The organism is Azospirillum sp. (assembly GCF_035628975.1).
Classification (GTDB): Bacteria; Pseudomonadota; Alphaproteobacteria; order Azospirillales; family Azospirillaceae; genus Azospirillum.
The window spans coordinates 22414-38713 of the sequence record NZ_DASPIS010000063.1 but is presented as its reverse complement, the minus strand read 5'-3'; the positions used below and the strand labels follow the sequence as shown (position 1 = coordinate 38713).

Sequence of the window (16300 nt, the reverse complement as noted above, 5' to 3'; positions counted from 1 at the left end):
GGGAGCGGCGCCATAGGCCGCCCAGGCGCCGTAAAGGGAAACGGCGCCGAAGCCCAGTCCGGCGATGAAGCCGCGACGGGTCGTGAAATGCCTCGGATCGGGCATGGAGGAAGTCCTCTGATCGCGTTTGAAAGCGCTGGCGGGAACCGCGACCGGCTGGCCGGAATGGACAGCACGGCGCGCGGCCGATCAGAGGCTGGCTTTGGGAGGGGGTGTTTCCGGTGCGATGGCGCGCCTGTCCGGCGCATAGTCCGGGCGCGGCGGCCAGGAAGCAGTGGCCCAACGGGCGGGGGCGGGGAGCCTGTCCGTCGCCGGTGCTTCGGCGGCCGGGCAGCAGGGGGCGGACACGGTCAGCGCGGCTTTGTGGGTGCCGTCGCGCGTTTCGCCATGATGATGGTCGGCCGGGCCGGCCTGCATGTCCACATGCGCCATCGCTCCGCCCGCCGCGCCGAACAGGAGCGCGAAGGCGAAGAGAAGAACGGCAAGGATGTGGCCCGAACGCGTCATGTCCGCCGCAAGGTCAACCGGCCGGGGCATTCCCCAAGCCATGCCGACCCTAGCCGATTACGGGAACCCCGCCATTGATCGACATCAAACGATCGGCAGCTGAGGCTTCAGGACCGCTCGCCCTTGCGTGCCTCCCCCCGGCAGCGGTCGGAGCAGTATTTCACCTGCTCCCACACCCGCTCCCATTTTTTCCGCCAGGTGAAAGGACGGTTGCAGACTGGGCAGGTCTTGGTGGGAAGGTCGGCCTTCTTGACGCCTTTCATCGCGAGCCGGCCCCCGCACCTATGCCGAACCGCTGCCCAGCACCGCGGCCGGACGGCGCAGTACCGGGTCGAAGGGGTTCAACTGGCGGCTGATGGCCGCAGATTCACGTTTCAGGATGTCGACCACCACCGGCAGCCGTTCCTCGTTCAGCCGCTCGCTGATCGTGCCGACGCTGAGCGCCGCCACCGCGTGCCCGTCGCGGTCCAGCACCGGAACGGCCACGCCGGACATGCCCGGCAGCAGGCCGGTGGAGCGGCTGGCATAGCCCAAATCCCGCACGCGTGCGATTTCCGTGCGCAGATAGACCTCGTCGATGATGCCGACCCCCTGCATGCGCGGCAGGTTGAAGCGGATCACCTCCTCCCGCTCCTCCGCATGCAGGAAGGCCATGATGGCGAGGCTGCCCTGGCCGACGCCCAACGTCACCCGGCCGCCGATGTCGCCGGTGAAGGAGCGGATGGGAAACGGCCCTTCGCTGCGGTCCAGGCACACCGCGTCGAAGCCGCTGCGCACCAGCAGGAAGATGGTGTCGCGCAGGGTCGCCGACAGGCGCAGCAGGATCGGCCGGCAGATGTCGCGCAGGTTGTTGGGATTGCCGGCCTGCGCCGCCAGTCCGAACAGGTCGATGCCCAGGCGATAGCGCTTGGTTGCCCGGTCCGGCTCCACCATCCCTTCCTCCGCCAGGATCTTCAGCAGGCGGTGGACGGTCGGCGGCGTGAGGTCGAGCGCGCGGGCGATGTCGGTCAGCCGCGCCCCCGTCTCGTTCGACGAGGCCAGCAGGCGCAGGATCGCCAGCCCGCGCTGCAGGCTGGATTTCGCGCCCGTCTCGTCGCTGCCCGCACTGTCGTTCGCCTTGCCGCGGGTGTCGGCGCTCATGCTCCGGCTCCGTGTGAAAATCGGTGTTGTTTGCTGCCCCATCTATTCCGCATAACGGAATCTTTTGCAAAATCTTTTCTGTAGACGGAAAAAGCGGATTGACGCCACCGGTCGTCAGGCTGAACCATCGGGTCATACAGGTGAGGCCCCGAAAGTCAGAGGCCCGGTCAGCAAGAGGGAGAATTCCCCCCGTGTCGTTCCTCGAATTGAAAAACATCACCAAGCGTTACGGGCCGCTGACCGCGGTCGGCGACGTGTCGCTGTCGGTGGAAAAGGGGGAGTTCGTCTCTCTGCTCGGCCCGTCCGGCTGCGGAAAGACCACGACCCTGCAGATGATCGCCGGTTTCGTCGAACCGTCGGCCGGCACCATCCGGTTGGATGGGCGCGACATCACGCGGGCCAAGGCGAACAGCCGCGGGCTGGGCATCGTGTTCCAGAGCTACGCGCTGTTCCCGCACATGACCGTGTTCGACAATGTCAGCTTCGGCCTGGAGATGCAGCGCGTGCCCAAGGGCGAGCGCAAGCCGCGGGTGGAGGAGGCGCTGTCGCTGGTCCACCTCTCCCCCTACGCCAAGCGCTATCCGCGCGAGTTGTCGGGCGGCCAGCGGCAGCGCGTGGCGCTGGCCCGCGCGCTCGTCATCCGCCCGCCGGTGCTGCTGCTGGACGAACCGCTGTCCAACCTGGACGCTAAGCTGCGCGAGGCGATGCAGTTCGAACTGCGCGAAATCCAGCGCAAGGTCGGCACCACCACCGTCATGGTCACCCATGACCAGGCGGAAGCCTTTTCCATCAGCGACCGCGTCGTGGTGATGGAGGCCGGGCGCATCACCCAGATCGACCAGCCCTATCGCATCTACGAGCATCCGGAGACGGAGTTCATCTCCCGCTTCGTCGGCAAGACCAACCTGCTGCCTGGCAAGGTCGCCAGTGCGACCGATGCCGGCGCCACGGTGTCGCTGGCCGGCATCGCCGTGCCGGTCGAAATGCCGGGTCTGTCGGTGGGCGAGACGGTGACGCTGTGCATCCGGCCGGAGAAGATGCGGCTGACCGCGCCGTCGAACGGGCTGCTGACCGGCCGGGTCGCCGACCGCTTCTTCCTGGGCAGCCAGTGGCTCTATCACATAGACGGGCCGCTCGGCACGGTGATGGTGGTGACGCCGAACGACGGCTCCGCCCCGGCCGACCAGGGTGCGCCGGTGGGGCTGGAATGGACGCCGTCCGTGGTGCGCGTCCATCGCGGCGCCATGGCGGAGGCGCCCGACGTTGCGCTCGAGGTGACCTGATGAGCGCCGCCCTTCCCGATAGCGCGCCGGCCGCTCCCGCTGCCCCCGGCGACGAGGCGCCGGAGCGCCGCATGCGCTCCGCCCCGCTGTTCCTGTCGGCGCCGGCGGCGCTGCTGTTCGTGGCGCTGGTGCTGACGCCGCTGTTCCTGACGGCGCTGCTGTCCTTCAACCAGTTCGACTATGCGACCGGGCGCACCGGCGGCTTCACGCTGGAGCATTACCTGTCGGTCCTGACCGACGAGTATTACCTGGAGATCTTCTTCCGCACCTTCCGGATCTCGGCGCTGGCGACCGCCATCTGCGTGGTGATCGGCGTGCCGGAGGCCTACATCCTCAGCCGCATGGGCAATCCCTGGCGCTCCGTCTTCCTGCTGGTGATCCTGGCGCCGCTGCTGGTCTCCGTCGTCGTCCGCGCCTTCGGCTGGAGCATGCTGCTGGGGCCGGAAGGGCCGGTGAACGGGGCGCTGATCGCGCTCGGCATCGGCAGGATGAAGCTGCTCTACACCGAAGGCACGGTGGTCGTGGCGCTGGTCCACGTCATGCTGCCCTTCATGGTCATCCCGGTCTGGACCTCGCTGCAGAAGCTGGATCCCGCGGTGGAGCAGGCGGCGCTGTCCTTCGGCGCCTCGCGCGGGACGGCCATCGTCCGGGTGGTGGCGCCGCAGATCCTGCCGGGCATCCTGTCGGGAAGCCTGATCGTCTTCGGCCTCAGCGCCAGCGCCTTCGCCATTCCCGGTCTGCTCGGCGGGCGGCGGCTGAAGATGGTCGCGACCGTGGTCTACGACCAGTATCTCAGCGACCTGAACTGGCCCATGGGGGCCGCCGTCGCCGTGATCCTGCTGGCCGCCAACCTGATCATCATGCTGACCTACCACCGCGTGGTGGAAGGCCATTACCGCCGCCGGCTGGGGTGAGGATGCCATGACCCGCAACGGACCCGTCGCCCTGCTTTTCCACGCGCTGGTCGTCATCTTCATGCTGGCGCCGCTGGTGATCGTCTGCCTCGTCGCCTTCACGCCGGAGAACACGCTGTCGCTGCCGACCAAGGGCCTTTCGCTGCGCTGGTTCGAGGCGGTGTTCCACCACCCCGACTTCGTTCAGTCCTTCTGGAACAGCCTGTGGCTGGCCTTCCTGGCGGCGACGCTGGCGGTGGCGCTGGCGGTGCCGGCCTCGCTGGCCATCACGCGCTGGGAGTTTCCCGGCCGCGGCTTCCTCAACGCGCTGTTCCTGTCGCCGCTGATCATCCCGCATCTGGTGCTGGGTGTCGCCATGCTGCGGCTGTTCGCCGTCATCGGCGCCACGGGCAGCTTCGGCTGGCTGGTCGCCGCCCACATCGTCATCGTCACGCCTTATGTGATGCGCCTGCTGATCGCCGCAATCTCCGGCTTCGACCGCAGCGTGGAGCAGGCGGCCTTCTCGCTGGGCGCCAGCGAGGCGACGGTGTTCCGCCGCGTCACCCTGCCGATGATCCTGCCCGGCGTCACCGGCGGCTGGCTGATCGCCTTCATCAACAGCTTCGACGAGCTGACCATGTCCATCTTCATCACCTCGCCGTCCACGGTGACGCTGCCGGTGCGGATGTACATGTACGCCACCGAATCCATCGACCCGATGATGGCGGCGGTGTCGGCGCTGATCATCGGCATCACCGCGGTCGCCGTGCTTCTGCTCGACCGCGTCTATGGGTTGGACCGCATCCTGGTCGGCCAGCACTGAGCATCCGCTCCGGCCGACCTCTCTCCTCGGAGACCAGTCATCATGGCTTTGCTGCAGCGTGTGGCCGAACAGGGCCGGCGCGTGGTCCGCTTCACCCTCGACGGGCGCCCGGTGGAGGCGCTGGAAGGCGACACCGTCATGACCGCCATGCTCACCAACGGGGAGCGGCTGCGCCGGACGGAGTTCGCCGACACCCCGCGCGCCGGCTTCTGCATGATGGGCGCCTGCCAGGACTGCTGGGTGCGGACGGAGGAGGGCGAGCGCCTCCGCGCCTGCGGCACCTTCATCGCCGACGGCATGCGCCTGCTGAGCAATGGGGAGTGGACGTCGTGAGCGGGTTCCTTCCCCCCGTCATCGTCGGCGCCGGCCCGGCCGGCATCCGCGCGGCGGAGCGGTTGGTCGCCGCCGGCCTGCGTCCGGTGGTGGTGGACGAGGCGGCGCGCTGGGGCGGCCAGATCTACCGCCAACCGCCGGAAGGCGGCTTCACCCGGCCGAAGAAAGCGCTGTACGGTTTCGAAGCGGACAAGGCCGACGCGGTTCATCGCGCCATGGCGGCGATCCGCGACCGCATCGACTACCGCCCGCGCACGCTGGTGTGGAATTGCGAGGCCGGCGCGCTCGACCTGCTGTGCGACGGCGCGAGCGAGGCTCTGCCCTTCAGCCATCTGATCCTGGCGACCGGCGCAACCGATCGCGTTCTGCCCTTCCCCGGCTGGACGCTGCCCGGCGTCTTCACGCTCGGCGGGTCCCAGGTGGCGCTGAAGTTCCAGGGCTGCGCCGTCGGCCGGCGGGTGGCTTTCCTCGGCACCGGGCCGCTGCTCTATCTGGTTGCCTACCAGTATCTGAAGGCCGGGGTCGAGGTGGCGGGGGTGTTCGACACCACCTCCTTCACCGCACAGACCCGCGCCACCCCCGGCATGCTGCGCGATCCGGCGACGCTGGCGAAGGGGCTGCTGTTCGTCGGCTGGCTGCGCGCCCATGGCGTGCCGATCCACAACGGCGTCCGTCCGGTGCGCGCCGAGGGAGCGGAGCGGGTCGAGGCGTTGGTCTGGCGCGACGCCCGCGGGCGCGAGCGGCGCATCTCCTGCGACGCTGTCGCCTTTGGGCTGGGCCTGCGGTCGGAGACGCAACTGGCAGATCTCGCAGGCTGCCGATTCCGCTTCGACGAGGCCGACCGGGCGTGGTTGCCCGAGCGGGACGGGGCAGGGCGCAGTTCGGTTCCCGGCGTCTATCTGGCCGGCGACGGCAGCGGCATCGCCGGCGCGGATGCGGCGGAACTGGCGGGGGAGCGCGCGGCGCTGGCTCTGCTGGAGGATCTCGGCCGGCCGGTGGATGCGGCGCGGGTGCGGGACCTGGACGGCCGCCTCGCCCGCATTGCCGCCTTCCGCCGGGTGCTGAACGCCGCCTTCCCGTTCCCGGCGGACTGGGCCGACGCCATTGCCGACGACACCATGATCTGCCGCTGCGAAGGCGTCACCGCCGGGGCCGTGCGCGAGGTCGCCCGCAGCGGACAGGCCCGCGAGATGAACCGCGCCAAGGCGCTGACCCGTGCCGGCATGGGCCGCTGCCAGGGCCGCATGTGCAGCGCCACCACGGCGGAACTGCTGTCCCGCACCCTCGGCACCGGCCCGGACGGGGTGGGGCGACTGCGGGCGCAGCCACCGATCAAGCCCCTTCCCATCGCGACGACCATCCCCTCTCCCCCCCGGGGAGAGGGTCAGGGTGAGGGGGATGCATTGCGAGGATCCGGTCAGCCAGCCGCAGCGTTCCAATCTCCCGTGAACGCTCCGCCGTGCATCCCCCTCACCCAACCCTCTCCCCACTCTCAGCGGACCGAAGGTCCGCCTGTCGCGTCAGCGCAAACTTCGTTTGCGCGTGAGCGGGGGGGAGAGGGCTCCAGCGGCAGGGAGGTCGCGTGATGCGGGAACGGATCGACTGCGACGTCGCCGTCGTCGGCGGCGGAATCGTCGGCGGATCGGCGGCGCTGTTCCTGCGGCAGGCCGGCCTGTCGGTAATGCTGCTGGAGCGCGACTGGTGCGGTGCCAAGGCGAGCGGCGTCAATTTCGGCGGTGTGCGCCGGCAGGGCCGACCGCTGGAGCAACTGCCGCTGTCGCAGCGCGCCCACGCCATCTGGGGACAGCTGCCGGAACTGCTGGGCACCGACGCCGAATATATCCGCTCCGGCCATCTCAAGCTGGCGCGCAGCGAGGCCGACCTCGATGCGCTAATCGCCTACCGCGAGCGCAGCCAGGGCTTCGGCCTCGGGCTGGAGATCATCGCGGGTGACGAGTTCCGCCGCCGTTGGCCGGCACTGGGCGATCGGGCCATCGGCGGCTCGCTCTGCCCGGAGGACGGCCATGCCAACCCGCGCCTCGTCTCCCCCGCCTTCGCCCGTGCCGCTGCGGCGTTGGGTGCTGTGGTGCGCGAACAGACGCCGGTCGACCGGGTGGAGAAGGACGGCGACCGCTTCGTCCTGCTGAGCGGCGATGATCTGGAGGTCCGCGCACGCTTTCTGCTGAACACCGCCGGCGCCTGGTCCTGGCGGGTGGCGGAAGCCTTCGGCGAGCCGGTGCCGCTGGAATCGCTCCATCCCAACATGGCGGTGACGGAGCCGCTGCCCCGCTTCCTCGACGTCAACATCGGGGTGGAGGGCGGCGGGGTCTATGGCCGGCAGGTGCCGCGCGGCAACATGGTGGTGGGCGGCGGGCGCGGCTTTGCGCTGGACGCCGACCGCGCCCGGCCGCAACGCGACGCCGTGCTGACCCTGATGCGCGACGCGGCGGAGCTGTTCCCGCAGTTGCGCCATGCCCACGTCATCCGCTGCTGGACCGGGGTGGAGGGCTACACGCCCGACCGCAACCCGATCATCGGCGCCAGCCGCACCACGCCCGGCCTGTTCCACGCCTTCGGCTTCTCCGGCGCGGGATTCCAGATCGGCCCCGGCGTCGGCCAGACGCTGGCCGAGCTGGTCACCACCGGCGAGACGGCCATGCCGCTGGAGCCCTTCCGCATCGACCGCTTTCCGCCCTCGGCTTCCGACCGACCGCTTTAGATTTCACCCCTTGGCCCATTGGAGGACTGCATGCCCACCTTGCGTTCCCTGTCGCTCACCGGTCTCGCCACGGTTGCCATCACGGCCGCCGCAGCCCTCTCCACCCCGGCCGCCGCGCAGACCAAGACGGTCTATATCGGCATGAACGGCGGCACGATGGAGAAGACCTACACCGAGCATGTCTTCCCCGCCTTCGAGAAGGCGACCGGCATCAAGGTGGTCGTCGTCCCCGGCACCTCGTCGGATATCCTCGCCAAGCTGCAGGCGCAGAAGGACAATCCGCAGATGCACGTCGTCTTCCTGGACGACGGGCTGATGTACCGCGCCATCGGCATGGGCCTGTGCCAGAAGATGGAACCGTCGCCGGTGCTGGACCAAGTCTATCCGTCGGCCCGGCTGAAGGGCGACATGGCAGTCGGCGTCAACATGGGCATGACGGGCCTCGCCTATAACAAGGCGATGTTCGAGGAGAAGGGCTGGACGCCGCCGACCAGCTGGATGGATCTGGCCGACGCCAAGTACAAGGGCAAGATCGTCGTCCAGTCGGCCGCCAGCAGCTCCTTCGGCCTGCATGCCTTCCTGATGTATAACCGCATCAAGGGCGGCAGCGAGACCAACGTCGATCCGGGCTTCACCACCTGGCGCAAGACCATCGGTCCGAACGTGCTGGAATACATCCCCAGCTCCGCCAAGATCGCGGAGATGGTGCAGACCGGTGAGGCGGCCATCTTCCCACTGACCCCGACCGGCGTCGGCACGCTGAAGGCCAAGGGCATTCCGGTGGAATATGTCCAGCCCAAGGAAGGCTCGGTCGTCCTGATGGTCGGCGAATGCGTCGTCGCCAAGAACCCGGACAACGAAGCCGCCCAGAAGCTCGCCGCCTATCTGCTGGGTCCGGATGCGCAGCTGGCCGCCCTGCAGTACGGCGCGCAGATCCCGTCCAACACCACGGTCAAGCCGCCGGCTGAGGTCGCCGACGACATGAACAAGTTCCAGGGCTACATGAAGACCGCCGTGACGGTGGACTGGGACGTCATCAACGAGAAGCGCCCGGACTGGAACCAGCGCTGGAACAAGGAAATCGAACGGTAAGGGCGGAGGATTTTTGGCTGGGGGGGAGTTCTTGACGGACGGCCCCCTCCCCAACCCTCCCCCGCCCTCGGCCGGCCAAAGGCCGGTCCGATCGCGGGAGAGGGGGCAAGCACGAAATCGGCGGAGTTCCCTCTCCCGCGAAGCGGGGGAGGGGTAGGGAGGGGGCAAGCGTTGCTTGAGCCTATTCTCGGCCCCGCCCCAACCACTTCTCCATCGCATAGTTGTGGATCGGCACGTCGCCGATCCGCAGCTCGCGGCGTGCCAGCAGGGTGAATCCGCGGCGCAGGAAGAAGGGGCGGGCGGCCTCGCTCGCCTCCACATGCAGGCGGGGATAGCCCAACGCCGCGGCGCGGTCCTCCAGCAGGTCGACCAACGCCGACATGGTGCCCCGGCCGGCCGCCTCCGGGGCGCAGTAGAGGAAGTTGATGTGGCCGTCCGGCTCCACGTCGCTGAAGGCGACCGGCCGGTCGTCGTCATCCACCGCAACCAGGGCGATGCGCCCGTCGCCATAGGCCTCCCGCACCCGTTCCACCATTGGTGCCTGCGCCGCCCAGGCCTCCACCTGCTCGGGAGTGTAGAAGCGCGGGCCAATGCCGCGGACGGAACGGGCGTAGATCTGCGCCAGCACCGGGGCGTCTGACGGTCGGTAATCGCGGATCCTCATCGGCCCCTGTCCTTTGCGCTCCCCCCATCCGTCGGAGGCTATTTCGCCGGCGCCAGCCGCAGGACCGCGCCGTCGGAAGCATCGGTGATCACATAGAGGGCGCCGTCCGGACCCTGTGCCACATCGCGGATGCGCGCGTCGAGCGGAATGCGCTCCGCCTCCTTCGCGGTGGTGCCGTCGACGGCGACCCGCACCAGCGCCCTGGCGCTCAGGCCGCCGATCAGGGCGCTGCCCTGCCAGTTCGGGAACAGGCTGCCTTGGTAGAAGGCCATGCCGGACGGCGAGATCACCGGCGTCCAGTGGATCACCGCGTCGGTGAACTCCTTGCGGGTCGGCGGATCGGGGATGTCACGGCCATCGTAATGATTGCCCCAGCTGACCAGCGGCCAGCCGTAATTCTTGCCGGCCTCCGGCCGGTTCAGCTCGTCACCGCCCGCCGGTCCCATCTCCGCGATCCACAGCGAGCCGGTGCGCGGGTCGATGGCCGCCGCCTCGATGTTGCGGTGGCCATAGGACCAGACGCTGGCCGCCACCTTGCCTTCGCCGGCGAAGGGGTTGTCCTTGGGCGGCGAGCCGTCGCGGTTCAGCCGCACCACCTTGCCCAGCGTGGCGTTGCGGTCCTGCGCCGGGCTCATTTTGTTGCGTTCGCCCAGCGTCAGGAAGATTTGACCGTCGCCCGAGAAGACGATGCGGGTGCCGTAATGGTGGCCGCCGTCCATCTTGGGCGATTGGCGGAAGATGACTTGGAAATTCTCGATCCCACGGTCTGTCAGCGTGCCGCGCCCCAGCGCCGTTCCGGACAGGCCGTTGTCGCCGGCCTCGGCATAGGCGAGGTAGATGGTCCGGTTCTGCGAGAATTGCGGATCGACCGCCACGTCCATCAGCCCGCCCTGACCCTGGACCAGAACCTTCGGCGTGCCGCCGAGCGGGGCGGAGAGAGTGCCGTCGCGCGCCACGATGCGCAGCCGCCCCGGCTTTTCCGTCACCAGCGCCCGGCCGTCCGGCAGGAAATCGATGCCCCAGGGCCGCTCCAGCCCATCGGCGAACCGGCTGACCGCCACCGGGCCGGCGCTGGTCTGGACGGTCTTGACCACCTGTCCGGCGCCCGATTGGGCCAGGCCAGGGGTGGCGGCAAGGGCGGCGAGAAGGGCGGCCGACAGGGTCAGGGTGCTGCGCATCAAGATCCTCCGGTGAGCGGTGAGGCCTTTCAGATGGGGGTATCGGCGGGGCGGCCAAGATCCGTTCGCCGAAAGAATCCCTCCGGCCGGGTGGCCGGCTCCCGCTTTCAGGGTGTCACCCCAATCCGTGCGTCGGCGCAGGCCGTATGAAGAGTTCAGCTGTTATGGGTTCGATCCTGCTGTACGGAGACCTGTCGTCGTGAATCGTGCGCGCGGTATGGAAAAGGTTCTGCACCGGCTGTCGTCCAGCTTGCCGCGTTCCGCCTGGGCGCGCTACGGGATTACATTTGCGCTGGTCGGGCTGACGACGTTGGTGCGCTACATGCTCGATCCACTCCTTTTCAAGTATCCATTTCTGGTCTTCATCCCCACCATCTTCCTGATTTCAATCCTGTTCGACCGTGGATCGGGGTTCGTGGCCGTGATCCTGTCGGGTTTGTGCTCGGCCTGGTTCTTCATGAAGCCGGAAGGCTTGCTTTGGATCGCAGATCCTGGCGACCGGTTGGCCTTTCTGATCTACATGGCATTGGGGTTCGGCATCGCCGCGGTCGCGGATGCCCTGCATCGGGCGAACAAGCAGCTCCGCCTGTCCTGGGACCAGCTGTCGGCGGTCAACGAGGAAAAGGAGCTTATGCTGCACGAGATCCACCATCGGATCCGCAACGACCTGCAGCAGATTTGCGCCCAACTGATGCTGGCCGCCCACCGGTCGGAAAATCCGCAGGAGATCGTCGGCGGCACCATAGAGCGCATCGGCGTGTTGGCCCGGGTCTATGTCCGCCTGCGCCGTGTCGAAGGTGTCACCGTCGTCAATTCCAAGGAGTTCCTGGAAAGCCTGGTGGAGGATCTCCAACTCGGCGTGGTCGGGGTGCGGCCGGTGGCGGTGAATGCCGAGGTGGAGGATGTGGTCCTGGACATGGGCGTCGCCATCGCGGTCGGCACCATCGCCAACGAGCTGATCACCAATGCGCTGAAATATGCCTTTCCCGACGGCCGCTCCGGCCGGATCGACCTCAGCTTCCGCAAGGAGGGGAAGGACTGCGTGCTGTGCGTCTGCGACGATGGGGTCGGCATCCTGTCGGATCAGCCGCAGGGGACCGGGCTGGGCGGCAAGATCATGCAGCAACTGGCCCAGCAGCTGCGCGGCAGCCTGGACATCCGGCCGCTGCCGGAGGAGGGGGTGAAGGCAACCCTGCGCTTTCCCCTGCCGGAACCGGGCAAGTCATTCGTCCACTGAGAAAAAGGGGCCGCGCCGGTGTGGCGCGACCCCGTCCAGGGAACATCCAGTCCGAAACCGTTCGGCTGGGAGGCCTGTGGAAAATGACCTTGATCGGAAGGTTGGGATCAGAAGTCCATGTCGGCGCCGGGGGCGGGAACCGCGGGCTTCTTTTCCGGCAATTGGGCGACCATCGCCTCGGTGGTGATCAGCAGGCCGGCGACGGAGGCCGCGTCCTGCAGCGCGGTGCGCACCACCTTGGCCGGGTCGATGATGCCGGCCTTCACCAGATCGCACCATTCGCCCTTGGCCGCGTCGTAGCCGACGCTGTAGTCCTTGCTGTCGTTCAGTTTGCCGACGATGATCGAGCCGTCGACGCCGGCGTTGGTCGCGATCTGGCGGACCGGCGCGCTCAACGCCCGGCGCACGATCTCCACGCCGACGCGCTGGTCGTCGTTGGCCGGCTTGACGGTTTCCAGCACCGCGACCGCACGGGCCAGCGCCACGCCGCCGCCGGGCAGGATGCCTTCCTCGACCGCGGCGCGGGTGGCATGCATGGCGTCGTCGACGCGGTCCTTGCGCTCCTTCACCTCGACCTCGGTGGCGCCGCCGACGCGGATCACCGCGACGCCGCCGGCCAGCTTCGCCAGCCGCTCCTGCAGCTTCTCGCGGTCGTAGTCGGAGGTCGTCTCTTCGATCTGCTGGCGGATCTGGGTGCAGCGGGCCTTGATGTCGTCCGTCGACCCGACGCCGTTGACAATGGTGGTGTTGTCCTTGGTGATGACCACCTTGCCGGCGCGGCCCAGCATGTCGATGGTGACGCCGTCCAGCTTGATGCCGAGTTCCTCGCTGACCACCTGGCCGCCGGTGAGGATGGCGATGTCCTCCAGCATGGCCTTGCGGCGGTCGCCGAAGCCGGGGGCCTTCACCGCCGCGACCTTCAGGCCGCCGCGCAGGCGGTTGACCACCAGGGTCGCCAGCGCCTCGCCCTCCACCTCCTCGGCGATGATCAGCAGCGGCTTGCCCGACTGCACAACCTTCTCCAGCACAGGGATGATCGCCTGGATGCCGGACAGCTTCTTGTCGTGGATCAGGATGTACGGGTCATCCAGTTCCACCTGCATCTTGTCGGCGTTGGTGACGAAGTAGGGCGAGGTGTAGCCGCGGTCGAATTGCATGCCCTCGACGACATCCAGCTCGGTCTCCAGGCTCTTTGCCTCCTCGACCGTGATGACGCCCTCGTTGCCGACCTTCTCCATCGCGCGGGCCAGCATGTCGCCGATCTCGCGGTCGCCGTTGGCGGAGATGGTGCCGACCTGGGCGATCTCCTCGTTGGTGGTCACCTTCTTGGAGCGGGCCTTCAGTTCGGTCACCACGGCGTCGACCGCCATGTCGATGCCGCGCTTCAGGTCCATCGGGTTGATGCCGGCGGCGACCGACTTGGCGCCCTCCCGCACGATGGCCTGGGCCAGCACAGTGGCGGTGGTGGTGCCGTCACCAGCCAGATCGGCGGTCTTCGACGCGACCTCGCGCAGCATCTGCGCGCCCATGTTCTCGAACTTGTCGGCCAGTTCGATTTCCTTGGCGACCGACACGCCGTCCTTGGTGATACGCGGGGCGCCGAACGACTTTTCGATCACCACGTTGCGGCCCTTCGGGCCCAGAGTGACCTTCACGGCGTCGGCCAGGATGTCCACGCCGCGCAGCATCTTGTCGCGGGCGGTGGAGCCGAACTTCACGTCCTTCGCAGCCATGGTCCTGTTCCTCCCCTAATCACGCGGCCTTCTTGGCGGGTTCGGCGGCACCCTCGATCACGCCGAGGATGTCGCTCTCCTTCATGATCAGGAGATCCTCGCCGTCGATCTTCACCTCGGTGCCGGACCATTTGCCGAACAGCACGCGGTCGCCGGGCTTCACGTCGAGGGCCGCCAGCTTGCCGGCCTCGTCCCGAGCGCCCGCGCCGACGGCGATGACTTCGCCCTCCTGCGGCTTTTCCTTGGCGGTGTCGGGGATGATGATGCCGCCCTTCGTCCTGGTGTCGGATTCGACGCGGCGGACCAGAACGCGGTCGTGAAGCGGTTTGAACTTCATGGTGTGACACTCCTTGTTCTTAAGCGAATGTCGGACTTTCTCAAGCACGCCCGAATGGGCCGCGCTTTCGGTTGGGAAATCTACTCAGGCTGTTTTTGCCGTCAAGAGGATTTTCAAAGAAATTGTTCGCGTGTTTCTTTGTTGTGATCGTGAAACGGCAAGTGCCCGTGTCTGCGATCGCAGGCACAGGTGATCCATTCCTCTCGGGAATTCTTCAGATTTTTCCGGCCGGATGTGGTCGTTATCTCAGGTGGGCGCCAACTCCGACCGGACCGGGTAGGGTAGGGGGACGCAATAATCTGGTCGCCGGCATCGCACACATCCTCCGCAGAGCAACATGCAGGACACGGATTTCGGGTACGCCGGGATCCTGTGGGTGAGGCACCCCGGCGCGGGCAAAATTTAGTCGGGCGCGGGCGGGCGTCAAGATGGGACGGCGAGGCCGTCGGCAGCTTGCTTGGCAGTACCGCCGGTGATACCATTCGAGCATGACTCAAACGGACAAGATCCTTGCCCGCATGAAGAACAATCCGCGGGATTGGCGGATTGAGGATCTTGAGGCTGTCGCCCGCACACAGGGTGTGAATATCCGCAAACCTTCCGGCAGCCACATCATTTTTGACTATCCCGGTATTGTCGAGGCGCCATCTGTTCCCGCTCATCGCCCGATCAAGCCGGTCTATGTCAAAGCCTTCCTCGCCTTCATCGAAGCCGTCCGGGAACGGCAGGCGATGGAGCAGCGCGAAGCACAGGAGAATGACCGATGAAACTCGACTATCCTTTCACCATCCGTCCCCTCAGCGAAGAGGATGGCGGCGGATACCTGATCGAGTTTCCGGATCTTCCCGGCTGCATGTCCGACGGCGACTCCATCGAAGAGGCGGTTGCCAATGGTGCCGACGCCATGCACGGCTGGATCGAGGCGATGCGCGCCGCCGGTCGGGAGATCCCGCCGCCGTCGGTCGCCGATGACGGGGCCTTCAGCGGGAAATGGCAGCAGAGGGTGCCGAAATCGCTGCATCGGCGGCTCACCGAACGGGCCGGTCGGGAGGGCGTCAGCCTGAACACCCTGGTCGTCTCGCTCCTCTCCGAAGGGTTGGGGCGCCGTGACGGCGCGGGGGCCGACCCCAAAGCTCCCTCCATTTAATCTGCATCAACGCGGTCTTCTCCCGGCCGCGCTACACTGGCCGGCGTGAAGCACAGCGCCGGCCGCGGGCCGTTTGCGAAGGTCACGCCAAACAGCCCCTCGACCGGCGGCCACCAGAATGGGAGGACGCCATGGTCATGATGAAAGCGGCGGTGTTCGTCGAACCGGGCCGCATCGTGCTGGACGACAAGCCGATCCCCGACGTCGGACCGCTGGACGCGCTGATCCGCATCACGACGACGACGATCTGCGGCACCGACATACACATCCTGAAGGGCGAATATCCGGTCAATCGCGGCCTGACCATCGGGCATGAGCCGGTCGGCGTCATCGAAAAGCTGGGCTCGGCCGTCAGCGGCTATCGCGAGGGTCAACGGGTGATCGCCGGGGCAATTACCCCCAGCGGCCACAGCAACGCCTGCCTATGCGGCTGCCATTCGCAGGACGGCGCCGGTACCGCTCATGGCTGGAAGCCGCTGGGCGGCTGGCGATTCGGCAACACCATCGATGGTTGCCAAGCAGACTATCTGCTGGTGCCGGACGCGATGACCAACCTCGCCCCCGTCCCCGACGATCTGACCGATGAAGAGGTGCTGATGTGCCCCGACATCATGTCCACCGGCTTCGCCGGGGCCGAGCGCGGCAACATCCGCATCGGCGACACCGTGGCGGTGTTCGCGCAAGGTCCCATCGGGCTGTGCGCCACCGCCGGGGCCAAGCTGAAGGGCGCCACCACCATCATCGCCGTCGACGCCGTGCCGGCGCGGATGGAGATGGCGCGGCGCATGGGCGCCGACCATGTGGTCGATTTCCGCAGCGTCGATCCGGTGGAGGAGATCATGCGGCTGACCGGTGGCCGTGGAGTCGACGTCGCCATCGAGGCGCTGGGCACCCAGGCGACCTTCGAGGCGGCGCTGCGTGTCCTGCGGCCGGGCGGAACGCTGTCCAGCCTCGGCGTCTATTCGGGCGACCTGCGCATCCCGCTGGGACCCTTCGCCGCGGGGCTGGGCGACCACACCATCATCACCTCGCTCTGCCCCGGCGGCAAGGAGCGGATGCGCCGGCTGATGGAGGTCGTCGCCTCCCGCCGGGTGGATCTGAAGCCGCTGGTCACCCACCGCTTCACGCTGGACCGGATCGAGGATGCCTATGAACTGTTCGGCCATCAGCGCGACGGCGTGCTGAAGGTGGCGATCACTCCGTAGGGCGGAGCC

General features: G+C 67.7%; 18 protein-coding genes. 11 read left to right on the top strand and 7 right to left on the bottom strand.

Annotation, left to right across the window (positions count from 1 at the left end; all coding sequences use genetic code 11):
* Nucleotides 1–189: 189 nt before the first annotated feature.
* From VD964_RS14530 to VD964_RS14520, 3 genes are all read right to left on the bottom strand, one after another.
* Nucleotides 190–507 carry a hypothetical protein gene (locus VD964_RS14530; protein ID WP_324869278.1) on the bottom strand — a complete coding sequence of 106 codons (318 nt, stop codon included), beginning with the start codon at nucleotides 505–507 and terminating at the stop codon, nucleotides 190–192.
* Nucleotides 508–614: 107 nt separating this feature from the next.
* Nucleotides 615–770, bottom strand: coding sequence for a DUF2256 domain-containing protein (locus VD964_RS14525; RefSeq protein ID WP_324869277.1), 156 nt, complete (start codon nucleotides 768–770; stop codon nucleotides 615–617).
* Between the two features lie 19 nt (nucleotides 771–789).
* A complete protein-coding gene (locus VD964_RS14520; protein ID WP_324869276.1) occupies nucleotides 790–1647 on the bottom strand; it encodes an IclR family transcriptional regulator in 858 nt (285 codons plus the stop codon).
* Nucleotides 1648–1838: 191 nt separating this feature from the next.
* Between VD964_RS14520 and VD964_RS14515 the strand changes: the two genes are divergently transcribed.
* From VD964_RS14515 to VD964_RS14485, 7 genes are read left to right on the top strand one after another with little or no spacing between them, the layout of a single operon-like run.
* Complete coding sequence (locus VD964_RS14515; protein WP_324869275.1) at nucleotides 1839–2930, top strand: ABC transporter ATP-binding protein; 1092 nt, start codon at nucleotides 1839–1841, stop codon at nucleotides 2928–2930.
* The gene (locus VD964_RS14510; RefSeq protein ID WP_324869274.1) at nucleotides 2930–3844 is read left to right on the top strand and encodes an ABC transporter permease; all 915 of its coding nucleotides are present in this window, start codon (nucleotides 2930–2932) and stop codon (nucleotides 3842–3844) included. Before VD964_RS14515 ends, VD964_RS14510 begins: the two co-directional genes overlap by 1 nt.
* Nucleotides 3845–3851: 7 nt before the next feature.
* Nucleotides 3852–4646 carry an ABC transporter permease gene (locus VD964_RS14505; RefSeq protein ID WP_324869273.1) on the top strand — a complete coding sequence of 265 codons (795 nt, stop codon included), beginning with the start codon at nucleotides 3852–3854 and terminating at the stop codon, nucleotides 4644–4646.
* 42 nt (nucleotides 4647–4688) lie between these two features.
* Entirely contained in the window at nucleotides 4689–4979 is a 291-nt protein-coding gene (locus tag VD964_RS14500; protein ID WP_310118181.1) for a (2Fe-2S)-binding protein, read from the top strand.
* Nucleotides 4976–6565: an NAD(P)/FAD-dependent oxidoreductase gene (locus VD964_RS14495; RefSeq protein WP_414637151.1), complete on the top strand. Its 1590-nt coding sequence runs from the start codon at nucleotides 4976–4978 to the stop codon at nucleotides 6563–6565. Before VD964_RS14500 ends, VD964_RS14495 begins: the two co-directional genes overlap by 4 nt.
* Nucleotides 6565–7698 (top strand): FAD-binding oxidoreductase, encoded by a 1134-nt coding sequence (locus tag VD964_RS14490; protein WP_324869271.1) that lies wholly within the window; start codon nucleotides 6565–6567, stop codon nucleotides 7696–7698. The genes VD964_RS14495 and VD964_RS14490 overlap by 1 nt, the downstream gene beginning before the upstream one ends.
* Before the next feature lie 30 nt (nucleotides 7699–7728).
* Complete coding sequence (locus tag VD964_RS14485) at nucleotides 7729–8790, top strand: ABC transporter substrate-binding protein (RefSeq protein ID WP_324869270.1); 1062 nt, start codon at nucleotides 7729–7731, stop codon at nucleotides 8788–8790.
* A 181-nt stretch (nucleotides 8791–8971) separates the two neighbouring features.
* Here VD964_RS14485 and VD964_RS14480 read toward each other — a convergent pair whose 3' ends face one another.
* The gene (locus VD964_RS14480) at nucleotides 8972–9454 is read right to left on the bottom strand and encodes a GNAT family N-acetyltransferase (RefSeq protein WP_324869269.1); all 483 of its coding nucleotides are present in this window, start codon (nucleotides 9452–9454) and stop codon (nucleotides 8972–8974) included.
* Nucleotides 9455–9492: 38 nt separating this feature from the next.
* Nucleotides 9493–10632 carry a PQQ-dependent sugar dehydrogenase gene (locus VD964_RS14475; RefSeq protein ID WP_324869268.1) on the bottom strand — a complete coding sequence of 380 codons (1140 nt, stop codon included), beginning with the start codon at nucleotides 10630–10632 and terminating at the stop codon, nucleotides 9493–9495.
* A 199-nt stretch (nucleotides 10633–10831) separates the two neighbouring features.
* On the opposite strand from VD964_RS14475, the gene VD964_RS14470 reads away from it, so the two are divergent.
* Nucleotides 10832–11869, top strand: coding sequence for a sensor histidine kinase (locus VD964_RS14470; RefSeq protein WP_324869267.1), 1038 nt, complete (start codon nucleotides 10832–10834; stop codon nucleotides 11867–11869).
* A 107-nt stretch (nucleotides 11870–11976) separates the two neighbouring features.
* On the opposite strand, the gene groL is transcribed toward VD964_RS14470, so the two are convergent.
* Together groL and groES are read right to left on the bottom strand one after the other, a co-directional pair.
* Nucleotides 11977–13602, bottom strand: coding sequence for a chaperonin GroEL (gene groL / locus VD964_RS14465; protein ID WP_324869266.1), 1626 nt, complete (start codon nucleotides 13600–13602; stop codon nucleotides 11977–11979).
* A 19-nt stretch (nucleotides 13603–13621) separates the two neighbouring features.
* Nucleotides 13622–13939 (bottom strand): co-chaperone GroES, encoded by a 318-nt coding sequence (gene groES / locus VD964_RS14460; RefSeq protein WP_324869265.1) that lies wholly within the window; start codon nucleotides 13937–13939, stop codon nucleotides 13622–13624.
* Between the two features lie 518 nt (nucleotides 13940–14457).
* Here groES and VD964_RS14455 point away from each other — a divergent pair.
* From VD964_RS14455 to VD964_RS14445, 3 genes are all read left to right on the top strand, one after another.
* Complete coding sequence (locus VD964_RS14455) at nucleotides 14458–14706, top strand: hypothetical protein (protein WP_324869264.1); 249 nt, start codon at nucleotides 14458–14460, stop codon at nucleotides 14704–14706.
* Entirely contained in the window at nucleotides 14703–15086 is a 384-nt protein-coding gene (locus VD964_RS14450) for a type II toxin-antitoxin system HicB family antitoxin (protein WP_324869263.1), read from the top strand. Before VD964_RS14455 ends, VD964_RS14450 begins: the two co-directional genes overlap by 4 nt.
* Before the next feature lie 131 nt (nucleotides 15087–15217).
* Complete coding sequence (locus VD964_RS14445) at nucleotides 15218–16291, top strand: NAD(P)-dependent alcohol dehydrogenase (protein ID WP_324869262.1); 1074 nt, start codon at nucleotides 15218–15220, stop codon at nucleotides 16289–16291.
* Nucleotides 16292–16300 lie beyond the last annotated feature (9 nt).

Coding starts and splice junctions, on each gene's coding strand:
- VD964_RS14450 (WP_324869263.1), top strand. CDS start 14,703: ATGAAACTCGACTATCCTTTCACCATCCGTCCCCTCAGCGAAGAGGAT.
- VD964_RS14480 (WP_324869269.1), bottom strand. CDS start 9,454: ATGAGGATCCGCGATTACCGACCGTCAGACGCCCCGGTGCTGGCGCAG.
- VD964_RS14505 (WP_324869273.1), top strand. CDS start 3,852: ATGACCCGCAACGGACCCGTCGCCCTGCTTTTCCACGCGCTGGTCGTC.
- groL (WP_324869266.1), bottom strand. CDS start 13,602: ATGGCTGCGAAGGACGTGAAGTTCGGCTCCACCGCCCGCGACAAGATG.
- VD964_RS14525 (WP_324869277.1), bottom strand. CDS start 770: ATGAAAGGCGTCAAGAAGGCCGACCTTCCCACCAAGACCTGCCCAGTC.
- groES (WP_324869265.1), bottom strand. CDS start 13,939: ATGAAGTTCAAACCGCTTCACGACCGCGTTCTGGTCCGCCGCGTCGAA.
- VD964_RS14490 (WP_324869271.1), top strand. CDS start 6,565: ATGCGGGAACGGATCGACTGCGACGTCGCCGTCGTCGGCGGCGGAATC.
- VD964_RS14510 (WP_324869274.1), top strand. CDS start 2,930: ATGAGCGCCGCCCTTCCCGATAGCGCGCCGGCCGCTCCCGCTGCCCCC.
- VD964_RS14500 (WP_310118181.1), top strand. CDS start 4,689: ATGGCTTTGCTGCAGCGTGTGGCCGAACAGGGCCGGCGCGTGGTCCGC.
- VD964_RS14485 (WP_324869270.1), top strand. CDS start 7,729: ATGCCCACCTTGCGTTCCCTGTCGCTCACCGGTCTCGCCACGGTTGCC.
- VD964_RS14475 (WP_324869268.1), bottom strand. CDS start 10,632: ATGCGCAGCACCCTGACCCTGTCGGCCGCCCTTCTCGCCGCCCTTGCC.
- VD964_RS14455 (WP_324869264.1), top strand. CDS start 14,458: ATGAAGAACAATCCGCGGGATTGGCGGATTGAGGATCTTGAGGCTGTC.
- VD964_RS14520 (WP_324869276.1), bottom strand. CDS start 1,647: ATGAGCGCCGACACCCGCGGCAAGGCGAACGACAGTGCGGGCAGCGAC.
- VD964_RS14445 (WP_324869262.1), top strand. CDS start 15,218: ATGGTCATGATGAAAGCGGCGGTGTTCGTCGAACCGGGCCGCATCGTG.
- VD964_RS14530 (WP_324869278.1), bottom strand. CDS start 507: ATGACGCGTTCGGGCCACATCCTTGCCGTTCTTCTCTTCGCCTTCGCG.